Below are 13,610 nucleotides of genomic sequence, written 5' to 3' on the forward strand. Positions count from 1 at the left end.
ACTTTCCTGGCAACGACTGGGCGGTCGCAGGACCACTCGCACGACTTGGCCATGATGTGGTCGATACGCTGCCTACCAACGCGCCCGCGCGCCAACCGCTTCCATCAGTCCGCTGAAAGACACGAGATGCCAACACATTCACACGGCCACCCGCATCCACCCCTCGAGCGGCCGCGACGGGTCCGGCAACCGGGGGAGCCGCTGCGCGTCGGCGTCGGCGGCCCGGTCGGGTCCGGCAAGACCGCGCTGGTCGCCGCGCTGTGCCGGCAGCTCCGCGACGAGCTGTCGCTGGCGGTGCTGACCAACGACATCTACACCACCGAGGACGCCGACTTCCTGCGCAGGCACGCGGTGTTGTCGGACGACCGGATCGCCGCGGTGCAAACCGGCGGCTGCCCGCACACCGCGATCCGCGACGACATCACCGCCAACCTCGATGCGATCGACGACCTGATCGCCGCGCACGAGCCGCTGGACCTGATCCTGGTCGAATCCGGAGGCGACAACCTGACCGCCACCTTCTCCTCGGGCTTGGTCGACGTGCAGATCTTCGTCGTCGACGTGGCCGGTGGCGACAAGGTGCCCCGCAAGGGTGGGCCCGGGGTCACCTACTCGGATCTGTTGGTAGTCAACAAGACTGACCTGGCACCACTGGTCGGGGCGGACCTGCAGGTGATGGCCGACGACGCCGCCGCGGTCCGCGATGGCCGGCCCACCGTCCTGCAGTCGCTCACCGACGACCCGGCGGCGACGCAGGTGCTGGCGTGGGTCCGCACGCAATTGCGCGAGGCGGCCAACGTGTGATGCGATCCCGGGTCCTGGTGGTCGCGTATGCGAACCGGCTGCCACGCATCGAATGTGGCGGGGGTGTGGCGGCCCGCCGCACCTCGCCCGACACGGTCCATCTGGTGTCGGCGGCGGCCACGCCGCTGGGCGGCGACAGCATCGACCTTCGCGTCATCGTCGAACGCGGCGCCCGGCTCAGGCTCCGCAGCGCCGCCGCCACGGTCGCGTTGCCCGGCGCGAATGTCCCGACTTCCCACGCCCATTGGGAGATACAGGCGACCGGCAGCCTCGATATCGACCTGGAGCCGACCGTGGTCGCCGCCGACGCCCGCCATGTGTCCAGCGCCGCCTTCTCCTTGCACGACGGGGCCCAGGTGCGCTTCCGCGAGCGCGTGCAGGTCGGCAGATGCGAAGAGCACCAGGGGTTTTGGTCCGGGTCGTTACACGCCGACTGCGATGACCGCCCCCTGCTACGCCACCGGGTGGAGCTGGGCGCCGGATCGTCGGGCGACGACATCATTTCGGCGCCGCGCGCCTCGATTCACGAATTGCGTTACCCCGAAACGGCTTTCCCGAACACCGCGATCGATTCCGGCTCGACGGTGCTGATGTTGGCCGGCGGCGGACTACTCAGCACGTGGCAAGCCGACCGGCTGGCCGGTTAGCTCGCCCGCCTGGCGGTCGCTGGGCGCTTGGTCTCCGCGGCGAGCACCGCCAGCTGTTCGAGGCGGGTGCGGGCGAACGCCTGCTGCTCGGTGATGGTCAGCTGGCCGCGCCGCGTGCTCAGGAAGGTCACCGTCCACGACAGCAACGTGCTGACCTTGGTCTTGAACCCGACCAAATAGACCAGGTGCAGCACCAGCCACATCAGCCAGGCGATGAAGCCGCTGAACTCCAGCGGACCGACCTTGGCCACCGCGGAAAACCGCGAAACGGTGGCCATCGAGCCCTTGTCGAAGTACTGGAACGGCTCGCGCTCCGCCGGATCGGCGCCGCCCAGTTCGGCTTTGATCGTGCCGGCGACATACTTGGCGCCCTGGATCGCGCCCTGCGCCACGCCCGGAACGCCTTCGACGGCGGCCATGTCGCCGATCACGAACACGTTCGGGTGCCCCGGGACGGACAGGTCGGGCAGCACCTTGACCCGCCCGGCGCGGTCGAGTTCCACCGACGACTGTTCGGCGAGGTCTTGGCCCAGGCCGCTGGCCTGCACGCCCGCCGACCACACCTTGCAGGCGGACTCGATGCGCCGGATGGTGCCGTCGGAGTCCTTGACCGTGATGCCGTTGCGGTCGACGTCGGTGACCATCGCCCCCAACTGGATCTCCACACCCATCTTCTCCAGCCGGGCGCGCGCCCGCGCGCCCAATTTGTCGCCGAACGGCGGCAACACGGCGGGGGCCGCGTCGAGCAGGATCACTCGCGCCTTGGTGGAGTCAATGCCACGGAACGAGCCCTTCAGCGTGTGGGCCGCCAATTCCGCGATCTGCCCGGCCATTTCGACACCGGTGGGTCCGGCGCCGATGACGGTGAACGTCAGCAGCTTGGCGCGTCGTTCGGGGTCACGCGACCGCTCGGCCTGTTCGAACGCGCTCAGGATCCGTCCGCGCACCTCCAGTGCGTCGTCGATCGACTTCATGCCGGGGGCGAACTCGGCGAAGTGGTCGTTACCGAAATACGACTGTCCGGCGCCGGCGGCGATAATCAGGCTGTCGTAAGGGGTTTCGTAGGTGTGGCCGAGCAAATCGGATACCACGTATTTGCCGGCCAGGTCGATATGCGTGACGTCACCCAACAGCACCTGGACGTTGCGCTGCCTGCGCAGGACGACGCGGGTGGGCGGGGCGATGTCGCCTTCGGACACGATGCCCGTCGCCACCTGGTACAGCAACGGCTGGAACAGGTGGTGGGTGGTGCGCGCGATCAGCTTGATGTCGACGTCGGCGTGCTTGAGCTTCTTTGCCGCATTGAGCCCGCCGAATCCCGAACCGATGATGACCACCTGGTGGCGACGTTCGGTTCCAGCTGTGGTTTCTGGTGGGGGGCTCATGTTTCCGCTGCTCCTGACGGGGGCTTTTGGACACGCGACTGCAGTTAGCCACAACGCTAGTCAGGCGGGTACCCGGAAACCTAGTTGATACCCATGTGTTGTTTGCAACACTAAAGGTGTCCGCGGGCGAAATCCCTGGTGAGCGTCCAGCGGTGTGGCGCAGTTATCAGGGTTGTCAGCTATCGGCGCGCGGGCGGCGTCACTGGCTGGAGCCCTCACCCGCACAGTGGTCGTGGCCCGCTTGGATCGTGCCGCCGGGGGCACGCTCGAGCGCCTGCGCTTCGGCTTCTTCGCGGGTCGGACCCCAGCCGCCGAAGTATCGGGATTTGGCCGCATTCAAAACGAGCGCCACGCACCCGCCCTGCCCGCTGGCCAGCAGTCGGCAGTCGCTGATGCTCTTGCGGCAGGTCTCCATCACCGCCTTCTCGGCCGCGCCCTGGCTGGCCGCTCCGTCGGCGATGTTGATGCGGCCGGTGGAGTCCGAGATCGCCATGGCGATCCAGTTGTTGTCGGCATGCGCGATCGGGGGCGCGGCGAACGCCACGCCGGCCGCGACCGCCGCCAGGGCTCTTTTCTTCATGGCCGTCCCGGCCCCTTACCTCTGCGCTGCGCCGTTGTGGCGCAGGTCGACGCTGCTACATCGAAGTATTACCGCGGCGGCACCAATCCGCGACCCCAAAGTGGCGGCGTCGGCGGCTAGAGGCCGACGACCGGGCGCAGCGCCTCGCCGACGGCGCTGATCACGCCGGGGGTGTAGAAGGGCAGATTGATGATCACGCCGTCGATGCCCGCGTCCACCACTTTGGTCTTGATCTGGTCGGCGACCGAATCGGGACCGCCGACCACCATGCGCTGCTGCATTTCGGCCGGAATCTGATCGGGTTTCGCGTTCTCGTCGACCAGCACCGTGGTCAGCGTGCTGGTTTCCAACGTCGCGGGGTCCCGGCCGATGTCCTCGCAGCGCCGCCGCACGACGTCCAATTTCCCTGGCAGCTCGTCGAATCCGGCGATCACATTGAGATGATCGAAATGGCGCGCCGCCAGCGGGATCGTCTTCTTCTCACCGCTGCCGCCGATCATCAGCGGAATGTGGTCACGGAAGCGCGGATTCGCGAGCGCCTCGCGCACCTGGTACCACTTGCCGGAGAAGGTAGGCCGCTCGCCCTTGATCATCGGCAGGATGATCTGCAGCGCCTCCTCGAGCCGGTTGAACCTGTCCGTGAAGGTGCCGAATTCGAAACCCAGCTGGTCGTGTTCGAGTTCGAACCAGCCGGTGCCGATGCCCAGGATCGCGCGGCCCTGGCTCACCACGTCGAGGGTGGTGATGGTCTTCGCCAGTAGGGCCGGGTTGCGGTAGGTGTTGCCGGTTACCAAGGTGCCCAACTGAACTCGTTCGGTGCCGGTGGCCAGCGCGCCGAGGGCGGTGTAGGCCTCCAGCATCGGCTGGTCGGGGTCGCCCAGCATGGGGAGTTGGTAGAAGTGGTCCATCACGAAAACCGAGTCGAAGCCAGCCGATTCGGCCTCGCGGGCCTGAGCCAGAACAGTGGGGAAGAGTTGTTCCACCCCGGTGCCGTAGGAGAAGTTGGGAATCTGCAGACCGAGTCGAATAGCCACGCGATCTACCGTAGTGCGACGCCGAGCGGGACGATACGGCTCGGCCGCGGATTACGCCCTCAGCCGAATTGGGCGAGCGCGCCGTGGCTGACGTGCAGCGTCTGGCCGGTGATGTGGCGAGCCGCCGGGGTGGTCAAGAACAACGCCAACCGCGCCACTTCGCCGGCGACCGACGGGGGCGTGCGAGAAAGGCCGTCATAGCCGGGCTGGGCGCTGCGCCCGCTGGCTACGGCGTTGACCGTGATCCCACGGGTGCCGAAGATGCCGGCCTGCCCCGCGACCCAATTCGACAGGGTCGCTTTGATGGCGGCGTCGACGCTTCCGGCCGGCGGGTTCTCGGGCACCACGCTGATGATGGAGCCACCCGAGCGCAGGTGATCGCCGACGGTCTGCACCGTCAGAACCGCCGACAGCACGGTGGCGTCCAAGGCGTTTCGCCACGCGGTGGCCGTGTCGGCGATCGAGTAGGTGCGTGGGTCGCCGGCTTCCCATGAGGGCGCCGGCACGTTGACGATGGTGTCCAGATGATGGGGGAACGAGGCACGGGCCTCGGTCAGGCTCGCCGGGTCGGTGGTGTCGCAGACGATCGCGTCCACATCCAATTCCTTGGCGGCGATCTCCAGGTCGCTGCGCCGCGCGCCCACGAGCGTCACCTTGTGACCGGCATCGCGGAAGCCTTCGGCCACTGTGCGCCCCAGTTCGGTGTCTCCGCCGGTGACCAGTACTTCCACTGCCATGACCTCCTCGTGTTCAACGTTGAACCCAGACCCGGGCAGTTCCGTGTGGCCATCCACAGGGACCGCCGAGGGGATCTGCCTGGGATCTCAGCGCGTTATGGCATCAATCTGCCTAGATGTTACTGGACAGTAGCTGGTCGGCGAAATTGTTGACGCCGCGACGCGCGGATCATTTGCGTAACTATTCGGCGGGCACTTTTTTGCGCGATTAAGCCCGTAATTGGTCCGCATCGTCGGCGGGCTAGGGTGCATGCATGCGGCGGATCGGGATGCTGGCCGGTGTGGTGTCGATGGTGCTGGCGATGGGCCTGTCCGGGTGCGGTTCGAGACCGCCCTCCGCATCCGGCAAAGTGGTGGTCTTCGCCGCCGCCTCGCTCAAGCCCGCGTTCACTCAGATCGGTGCGCAGTTCAGAGCCCAAAATGCGGGCAGCAACGTCGACTTCGAATTCGCGGGATCGTCGGAACTAGCCATTCAGTTGACGCAGGGTGCGATCGCCGACGTCTTCGCCTCGGCGGACACCGCGCAGATGGACACGGTTGCCAAGGCCGGCCTGCTGTCCGGCAACGCAACGAACTTCGCGTCGAACACGCTGGTGATCGTCACCGCCCCGGGCAACCCCAAGAAGATCGGCGCCTTCGCCGACCTCGCGAGGCCGGGGCTGGGGGTGGTGGTCTGCCAGGTGCCGGTGCCGTGCGGAGCGGCGACCCAGCGGGTCGAAGTCAGCACCGGCGTCCATCTCAACCCGGTGAGCGAGGAACCCAGCGTGACGGACGTCCTCAACAAGGTCACCACCGGCCAGGCGGACGCCGGGCTGGTGTACGTCACCGACGCCCAGAGCGCCGGGAACAAGGTGACCCGCGTCAGCTTCCCGGAGGCCGCCGGCGCGGTGAACGTCTATCCGATCGCGGTGCTGAAGAATGCTCCGCAGCCGGCGTTGGCGCAACGGTTCGTGGCCATGGTGACCGGTGACATCGGTCAAAACATTTTGGCCCAGTCGGGCTTCGCCAAACCCTAGAATTCAGCGGGCCGTTCGAAATCGGTTCGGATCTTGTCGATTTGGGCATAGGCGTAGGTCACGATGTCGGCCGTGGTCATCACCTCGCCCTTGCGGGCGAGCGATTCGTAGCTTTGGTCGCCGAGGACCTTGCGAAGATCGGCGATCATTTCTCCGAGTTCGGGCAAGGTCGTTGCCGCCATCGCACTGACCGCCGCCAGCCCGGCGATGATGGAAGCCGGTTCGTAGCGTCCTAGCCGGTTGAGGAACACGGCGAAGACAGCGAGCGCGTTGTACATCATGCCGATGTTGCCCGACTCGTGGTTACTGCGAATGGCCACGGCGAGATGATCCAAGGCCGCCCAGGGGTCCCCTTGCTCGGCCATGAGTCCGGCGGCCCAGTATGGGAATTGGGTCTCGTAGAACCGGTTGCCGCTGTCCCGCGCGACGAGCAGGCTACGGCGCAGCGCCGCCAGGGCGCGACCCGGATCGGTGGCCCGGACGGCGTACCCGTACACGAAAAGTACGTAAGCAAGCACCCATGGATTTCCGTTCGCTTCGGCGGCATCGATGAGGCTGTCGGCGATTGCCGTCGCCTCGTCGGCCGAACCGCAGACGGCCAAAGCGAAAGCCAGGTTCGCCCTCCCGAACGTGTTGGCGTCGCCGCTGCGCCTCACCTGGGCGCGACAAAGCTCGAGGTACCGTTCGGGCTGCCCGACGAACAAATACGCACTGCCGAGAAACGCCTCGCCGAAGTACGACACTTTGTCGCCTGCGGCGGCGATAACCGTCTGACCGATTTCGCTGTAGCCCACAGCCTCTTGGTACCGGCCGACAAGAACGGACAGCGATGCCCCCACGCATACCGCTGCCAGCCGGGGGTGTTCGACGGCATGAAGGGGTCCGACCATTTCTTCGGCCCAGGCGATGGGTTCGTAGTTCTCGAGAAACGGACCAAGCAAGCCCGCATACGCGGCGATGGCGGCGCCCGCATCCAGGTCGCCGTGGTCGGCGGCCCAACGAAAGGCGATGCGCAGGTTGGCCAGCTCGACCGTGAGCCAGCCGTACGCCTCGCGCTGTCGCGGGCTGTCCCACAGCGCCATGAGGTCGGCTTCCCGTCCGGCGAAGTAATGGGCGTGCGCGGTCCGGACCGCGTCTGCCTCACCCGATGCGATGAGTTGTTCCTCGGCGAACTGGCGGATGGTTTCCAGCATCGAAAAGCGGGTGCGCGCCGCGGACTTGTCCGTCACGAGCAGCGACTTGCGCACCAGGGCGTCGAATACCTCCAGGATGGCGTACTCGTCGAGCTCTTCCGATCCGGCCACCGCGCACGCGCTTTGCACGTCGAAACCGCCCGCGAAAACCGAACAGCGTTGCAGCACAGTCTTTTCGGTGTCGTCGAGAAGGTCGTAGGACCAGGCCACCGCGTGGCGCAGCGTGTGATGACGTTCCAGGCCCCGACGCGAGCCGACCAGCAGCCTGAACCGGTGATCGAGGCGATCGCGCATCTCGCCGGCGGTCATCGACGCCATCCGTGAGGCGGCCAGCTCGATGGCCAAGGGAATCCCGTCAAGGCGCCGACAGATCTCGATGACCGCGCCGGCCTCACCGCCGTCGGCCAGCGAGAAGCCCGGCGAAATGCCTTGGGCGCGTTCGACGAACAGGGTCACCGCCGCAGAATCGACGCCCGCCGCCGCGTCCAGCGAGCGCACCGGCCGCACCTGCTCGTCGGGGACTCCGAGTCCTTCGCGACTGGTGGCGAGGATTCGTACGGCCGCCGAGCGCGCCACGATGGCCTCGATCAGGTCAGCGGCGGCGTCGAGAACGTGCTCGCAGTTGTCGAGCACCAACAGCCGTACCCTGCCCTCCAGTGCCGCGGCCACCGATTCGGTGACGGTCTTGCCCGGTTGCTGGGTGATGCCGAGCACCGCGGCAACCGCGTCGGGCACCGCCGCCGGATCGGTGACCGCGGCCAGCTCGAATAGCCAAACCCCGTCGGGGAACACATCTGCCAGTCGCGCGGCGACTTCCGTCGCGAGGCGGGTCTTGCCGACCCCACCCACGCCGGTCAGCGTGACCATCCGATGCGCCTTGACCGCCGCCTCGACGTCGGCGACCTCAACCTCCCGTCCGATCAAGCTGGTGGTCGCGGGCCGCAGGTTTCCCGGAGGCGTGTCGAGCGCCCGCAACGGCGGAAACTCGGCACGTAGTCCCGCTGCCCGTACTTGAAACACCCCGACCGGCATCGGCACGTCCCGCAACCGTCGCGACCCCAGATTGACGAGGTCGACTCCGCTGAGCAGACCCGCGGTCGAGTCGGCCAACAGGATCTGCCCGCCGTGACCGGCCGCCATCACCCGTGCGGCGCGGTTGAGCACCGTGCCGAAGTAGTCACCCTCGCGCAGCTCGGCTTCGCCCGTCGCCAGCCCCATCCGCACCGGCAACTCCAGGTCGCGCTGAGCGGCCACCGCTGCGTCGACCGCTGAGCGCGGTGACGCGAACGCCGCGCAGACGCCGTCGCCGGTGTGCTTGAACAACCAACCGCCGTGCGCCTCGATTGCCGTTCGCAACACCATGTCGTGGGCGGCCAGCGCCACCCGCATCCCGTCGGCGTCGGCCTCCCACCGACGGGTCGAACCCTCAATGTCGGTGAACAGGAACGTCACGACACCCGAAGGAGCGGGCATCTCAGCAGAATCTCACAACAGACGTGCTCCGAACTGGCTCATCGGCGGAAACTCCCGCGCGTTACCCGGTTGGCGATACGTCCGGCGCTAGGTTGAGGCGGTCCAGATCTCCCGATCCCTGTTAGGGGTGTACGTATCAGCGAGCGCCCTCCGGATCTGCCGCGGTGGGTATACCTACCCGCCGCGGTGGGGGCGGTGTTCGTGGTGCTGCCGTTGCTGGCCATCGCGATCAAGGTCGACTGGCCGAATTTCTGGTCGTTGATCACCAGCCCGTCGTCCCGGACGGCGCTGTTGCTCAGCCTCAAGACCGCCGCGGCCAGCACCCTGCTGTGTGTGCTGCTCGGCGTGCCGATGGCGTTGGTGCTGGCCCGCAGCACGGCGCGGCCGGTGCGGCTGTTGCGGCCGTTGATCCTGCTGCCGTTGGTGCTGCCGCCGGTGGTGGGTGGGATCGCGTTGCTCTACGCGTTCGGCCGGCTCGGATTGCTCGGCCGGTACCTCGACGCCGCCGGCATCAGCATCGCGTTCAGCACCACCGCGGTGGTGCTGGCGCAGACGTTCGTCTCGCTGCCGTTCCTGGTTATTTCCCTGGAGGGGGCCGCGCGCACCGCCGGCGCCGACTTCGAGGTCGTCGCGGCGACCCTCGGTGCGCGTCCCAGCACCGTCTGGTGGCGGGTCACCCTCCCGCTGCTGCTGCCGGGCCTGACGTCGGGCACGGTCTTGGCGTTCGCCCGCTCGCTGGGGGAGTTCGGCGCGACCCTGACGTTCGCAGGGTCGCGGCAAGGAGTCACCCGCACGCTGCCGCTGGAGATCTACCTGCAGCGCGTCACCGACGCCGACGCGGCGGTGGCGTTGTCGATCCTGCTGGTGGCCGTGGCCGCCGTGGTGGTGTTGGGGTTGGGCGCCCGCCGGCTGACCGGCACCGAGACCCGGCAGACCGGACCATGAGCGAACTGCACCTGCGCGCCGTGGTGGCGGAGCGCCGCCTGGACGTCGAATTCTCCGTATCGGCGGGCGAAGTGCTGGCGGTCCTGGGACCCAACGGCGCGGGCAAGTCGACCGCGCTGCACGTCATCGCCGGGCTGATTCGCCCGGACCGCGGGATGGTGCGGTTGGGGGGCCGGGTGCTGACCGACACCGAGTCCGGGGTGGACGTGGCGACCCATGACCGCCGCGTTGGCCTGCTGCTGCAGGACCCATTGTTGTTCCCGCACATGAGCGTTGCCGCCAACGTGGCGTTCGGGCCGCACAGCCGTCGTGGCCGGCTCCGCCCGGCCCGGGCCGCGGAGAGGGCAACAGCGCTGCGCTGGCTGCGCGAGGTGGAGGCCGAGCCGCTGGCGGACCGGAAGGCGCGCCAGCTGTCCGGCGGTCAGGCCCAGCGGGTGGCGATCGCGCGGGCGCTGGCCGCCGAACCCGACGTGCTGCTGCTCGACGAGCCACTGGCGGGCCTCGACGTCGCCGCGGCCGCCGGGATCCGCGCGGTGTTGCGCGGCGCGGTCGGCCGCACCGGCTGCGCTGTCGTGCTGATCACGCACGACCTGCTCGACGTGTTCACCCTGGCCGACCGGGTGCTGGTGCTCGAGGACGGCAAGGTCTCCGAGATCGGCCCGGTCGCCGACGTGCTGACGGCGCCGCGCAGCCACTTCGGGGCGCGCATCGCCGGCATCAACCTGGTCAACGGGATCATCGGCCCCGACCGCTCGCTGCACGCGCGCTCGGGCGCCCGCTGGCACGCGGCCCCCGCCGTTGAGGGAGGCGACGAGCTCGCTGAGGGACGCAACGCGATCGCGGTCTTCCCGCCGACGGCGGTGGCGGTCTATCGGGAGCTGCCACACGGCAGCCCACGCAACACCGTCGAAGTGACGGTGGCGGAGATGGACATTCGCGGGTCGGCGGTGCTGGTGCGCGGCGAGCAGCAGCCCGACGGCGCCCCCGGGCTGGCCGCGGAGATCACCGTCGACGCCGCGTCGGAGCTGCGGCTGGCGCCCGGGCAGCAGGTGTGGTTCTCCGTCAAAGCCCATGAGGTGGCGCTCTATCCGGCGGCGTACTGAGGGACGGGACCGAGCGCGTGGCCGCCCGGTGGGTTGCACATCGGCAACATCGGCAAAACGGCATCGCAATTGTCCGCAAGGCTCCTTGCGTCACAGCGGTAACACGGTAGGTTCGTCGCCATGGACCAGGTGGAACCCAACTCGACACGTCGCAAAGGCCTGTGGGCGACGCTGGCGATAGCCACGGTGACCAGTGCCAGCGCCGTCACGATCGCTTTGCCGGCGACCTCGAACGCCGACCCGGAAGTCCCGACTCCGGTCCCGCCGGCGACGACGACCGCCCCCGCCCCGGCTCCCGCCGCAGGCCCGGCGGCTCCCGCAACCACTCCACCGCCGGCTGCTCCGGCGCCCGGCGCCCCTCCGGCACCGGTCGATCCCAACGCGCCCGTGCCACCGCCGCCGCCGCCCGTCGACCCGAACGCGCCGCCGCCCCCGCCGCCCGCCGACCCGAACGCCGGGCGGATCGCCAACGCCGTAGGCGGCTTCAGCTACATCCTTCCTCCCGGCTGGGTGGAGTCGGACGCCTCCCACCTCGACTACGGCTCGGCGCTGCTCAGTAAGACGACGGGGCAGCCGCCGCTGCCCGACCAGCCCCCACCGGTCGCCAACGACACCCGCATCGTGATGGGCCGGCTGGACCAAAAGCTTTACGCCAGTGCCGAAGCCAACAACACGAAGGCCGCGGTGCGGCTGGGCTCGGACATGGGTGAGTTCTTCCTGCCGTATCCGGGCACCCGAATCAACCAGGAAAGCACCCCGCTCACCGGGGCCAATGGCGTCACCGGCAGCGCGTCGTACTACGAGGTCAAGTTCAGCGACGCCTCCAAGCCCAACGGCCAGATTTGGACCGGCGTCGTCGGACTGCCCGCGGCGAACACGCCGAACGGCGGCCCGCCGCAACGCTGGTTCGTGGTGTGGCTCGGCACGGCGAACGACCCCGTCGACAAGGGCGCGGCCAAGGCGCTCGCCGAGTCGATCCAGCCCTGGGCGGGCCCGCCCGCCGCGGCGGCTGGTGCCCCGCCGGCCCCGGGGGCCCAACCCGCGCCGGCTCCGGCCCCAGCAGCACCGGCGCCAGCTCCGGCTCCAGGAGCCCCGGCGCCCTCGCCGGCTCCGGCGCCGGCACCCGCGGGAGAGGTCAGCCCCACCCCGGCGCTGGCACCACCGCGGACGCAATCGACCTGACGCGGCCCCTCGGCGCGCCGCGATGATGCGCCAACCGTCTCCGAATCGGATCCTTTTTCGTTACGCAAAGCGGGTATACCGAAGTGATGGCCCAGCAACTCGCTGGGCTTTGCCAGCGATTGCAAGGAGACCCGCATGACCGTCATGGCAGCTACCGAATATCTGGCCCGCTCAACGACGTTCACGAGCGTCGGCATCATTGGATACATCATCATCGGTGGTCTGGCGGGTGCGCTCGCCAGCAAGATCATCAGGGGCAGCGGTGCCGGCATCCTGATGGACATCGTGATCGGCATAATCGGCGCCTTGATCGGCGGCTTCATCCTGAGCTTCTTCGTCAACACCGCAGGTGGTGGTCTGATCTTCACGTTCCTCACCGCGCTGCTGGGGTCGCTGATCCTGCTCTGGATCGTCGGCATGGTGCGACGGACCTGATCAGTTAGTACGTTGCGGCCGTGGTGGTTAGCGGCATGATGGACGAATGGTTCCACCGCTGACCACCACGACCATGCGCGCGTGGCGGGTGCGCCGGCCCGGACCGATGGACACCGGCCCGCTCGAGCAAACCACCGCCGACGTGCCGCGCCCGGGGCCGGCGGAGTTGCTGGTCGCCGTGCGGGCCTGCGGGGTGTGCCGCACCGACCTGCACGTCACCGAGGGCGACCTGCCCGTACACCGCGACCATGTCACACCCGGCCACGAGGTGGTGGGCGAAGTCGTCGAGGTCGGTCCCGACGCGGGCGACGGGTTTGAGGTGGGAGACCGGGTGGGGATCGCCTGGCTGCGCCACACCTGCGGCGTGTGCAAGTACTGCCGCCGCGGCGACGAGAACCTGTGCCCGCAATCCCGTTACACCGGCTGGGACGCCGACGGTGGCTACGCCGAATTCGCTACGGTGCCAGCCGCTTTCGCGCATCCGCTGCCCGGCGGTTACAGCGACAGCGAGTTGGCGCCGTTACTGTGTGCCGGCATCATCGGCTATCGCTCCCTGCTCCGCGCCGACCTGCCGCCGGGCGGACGGCTGGGTCTGTACGGCTTCGGCGGCAGCGCCCACATCACCGCGCAGGTCGCGTTGGCGCAGGGCGCGGAGGTGCACGTGATGACGCGTGGAGCCGAGGCGCGTGAACTGGCGATGCAGCTGGGCGCGGCGTCGGCGCAGGGCGCGGCCGACCCGCCACCGGTCCCGCTGGATGCGGCCATCCTGTTCGCCCCGGTCGGGGAGCTGGTGCTGCCCGCGCTGGAAGCGTTGGACCGCGGCGGCACTCTGGCGATCGCGGGCATCCACCTGTCCGATATCCCGGTGCTCAACTACCAGCGCCATCTGTTCCAGGAACGCCAGGTCCGCTCGGTCACCTCGAACACCCGGGCCGATGCGCGGGCGTTCCTCGACTTCGCGGGCCAGCACCACATCGAGGTGACCACGCCGGAATACCCGTTGGACCAAGCGGATCGTGCGCTAGCCGATCTCAGCGCCGGCCGTATCGCCGGTGCGGCGGTGCTGCTGGTGTGAC

General features: G+C 68.5%; 13 protein-coding genes. 8 read left to right on the forward strand and 5 right to left on the reverse strand.

What is annotated here, in order from left to right:
* Positions 1 to 126 precede the first annotated feature (126 nt).
* On the forward strand, positions 127 to 804 hold the full coding sequence (gene ureG / locus A5711_RS22430) for an urease accessory protein UreG (RefSeq protein WP_067950417.1): 678 nt from the start codon (positions 127 to 129) through the stop codon (positions 802 to 804).
* Positions 804 to 1,451, forward strand: a complete 648-nt coding sequence (locus A5711_RS22435; RefSeq protein ID WP_067950418.1) for an urease accessory protein UreD — start codon at positions 804 to 806, stop codon at positions 1,449 to 1,451. Before ureG ends, A5711_RS22435 begins: the two co-directional genes overlap by 1 nt.
* On the opposite strand, the gene A5711_RS22440 is transcribed toward A5711_RS22435, so the two are convergent.
* From A5711_RS22440 to A5711_RS22455, 4 genes are all read right to left on the reverse strand, one after another.
* Positions 1,448 to 2,836: an NAD(P)/FAD-dependent oxidoreductase gene (locus tag A5711_RS22440; protein ID WP_067950420.1), complete on the reverse strand. Its 1,389-nt coding sequence runs from the start codon at positions 2,834 to 2,836 to the stop codon at positions 1,448 to 1,450. The two genes, A5711_RS22435 and A5711_RS22440, sit on opposite strands and share 4 nt — an antisense overlap.
* Positions 2,837 to 3,035: 199 nt before the next feature.
* Positions 3,036 to 3,416, reverse strand: a complete 381-nt coding sequence (locus A5711_RS22445; RefSeq protein ID WP_067950422.1) for a DUF4189 domain-containing protein — start codon at positions 3,414 to 3,416, stop codon at positions 3,036 to 3,038.
* 116 nt (positions 3,417 to 3,532) lie between these two features.
* Positions 3,533 to 4,450, reverse strand: a complete 918-nt coding sequence (locus A5711_RS22450) for an LLM class F420-dependent oxidoreductase (RefSeq protein ID WP_067950424.1) — start codon at positions 4,448 to 4,450, stop codon at positions 3,533 to 3,535.
* A gap of 59 nt (positions 4,451 to 4,509) precedes the next feature.
* Positions 4,510 to 5,187, reverse strand: a complete 678-nt coding sequence (locus A5711_RS22455) for an SDR family oxidoreductase (RefSeq protein ID WP_067950502.1) — start codon at positions 5,185 to 5,187, stop codon at positions 4,510 to 4,512.
* Between the two features lie 254 nt (positions 5,188 to 5,441).
* On the opposite strand from A5711_RS22455, the gene modA reads away from it, so the two are divergent.
* Entirely contained in the window at positions 5,442 to 6,203 is a 762-nt protein-coding gene (gene modA / locus A5711_RS22460; RefSeq protein ID WP_067950426.1) for a molybdate ABC transporter substrate-binding protein, read from the forward strand.
* On the opposite strand, the gene A5711_RS22465 is transcribed toward modA, so the two are convergent.
* On the reverse strand, positions 6,200 to 8,869 hold the full coding sequence (locus A5711_RS22465; RefSeq protein WP_067950428.1) for an adenylate/guanylate cyclase domain-containing protein: 2,670 nt from the start codon (positions 8,867 to 8,869) through the stop codon (positions 6,200 to 6,202). The two genes, modA and A5711_RS22465, sit on opposite strands and share 4 nt — an antisense overlap.
* A 135-nt stretch (positions 8,870 to 9,004) precedes the next feature.
* On the opposite strand from A5711_RS22465, the gene A5711_RS22470 reads away from it, so the two are divergent.
* The 5 genes from A5711_RS22470 (at position 9,005) to A5711_RS22490 (ending at position 13,609) form a co-directional block, all read left to right on the forward strand.
* Complete coding sequence (locus A5711_RS22470) at positions 9,005 to 9,814, forward strand: ABC transporter permease (protein ID WP_156745029.1); 810 nt, start codon at positions 9,005 to 9,007, stop codon at positions 9,812 to 9,814.
* On the forward strand, positions 9,811 to 10,917 hold the full coding sequence (locus A5711_RS22475) for a sulfate/molybdate ABC transporter ATP-binding protein (protein ID WP_067950433.1): 1,107 nt from the start codon (positions 9,811 to 9,813) through the stop codon (positions 10,915 to 10,917). Before A5711_RS22470 ends, A5711_RS22475 begins: the two co-directional genes overlap by 4 nt.
* A gap of 120 nt (positions 10,918 to 11,037) precedes the next feature.
* Positions 11,038 to 12,099, forward strand: a complete 1,062-nt coding sequence (locus tag A5711_RS22480; RefSeq protein ID WP_067950435.1) for an alanine and proline-rich secreted protein Apa — start codon at positions 11,038 to 11,040, stop codon at positions 12,097 to 12,099.
* 135 nt (positions 12,100 to 12,234) lie between these two features.
* On the forward strand, positions 12,235 to 12,534 hold the full coding sequence (locus tag A5711_RS22485; RefSeq protein ID WP_067950437.1) for a GlsB/YeaQ/YmgE family stress response membrane protein: 300 nt from the start codon (positions 12,235 to 12,237) through the stop codon (positions 12,532 to 12,534).
* A 46-nt stretch (positions 12,535 to 12,580) separates the two neighbouring features.
* Positions 12,581 to 13,609, forward strand: coding sequence for a zinc-binding alcohol dehydrogenase family protein (locus tag A5711_RS22490; protein WP_067950439.1), 1,029 nt, complete (start codon positions 12,581 to 12,583; stop codon positions 13,607 to 13,609).
* Position 13,610 lies beyond the last annotated feature (1 nt).

This window comes from Mycobacterium sp. E2238 (assembly GCF_001672665.1).
In the GTDB taxonomy this organism is placed as follows: domain Bacteria; phylum Actinomycetota; class Actinomycetes; order Mycobacteriales; family Mycobacteriaceae; genus Mycobacterium.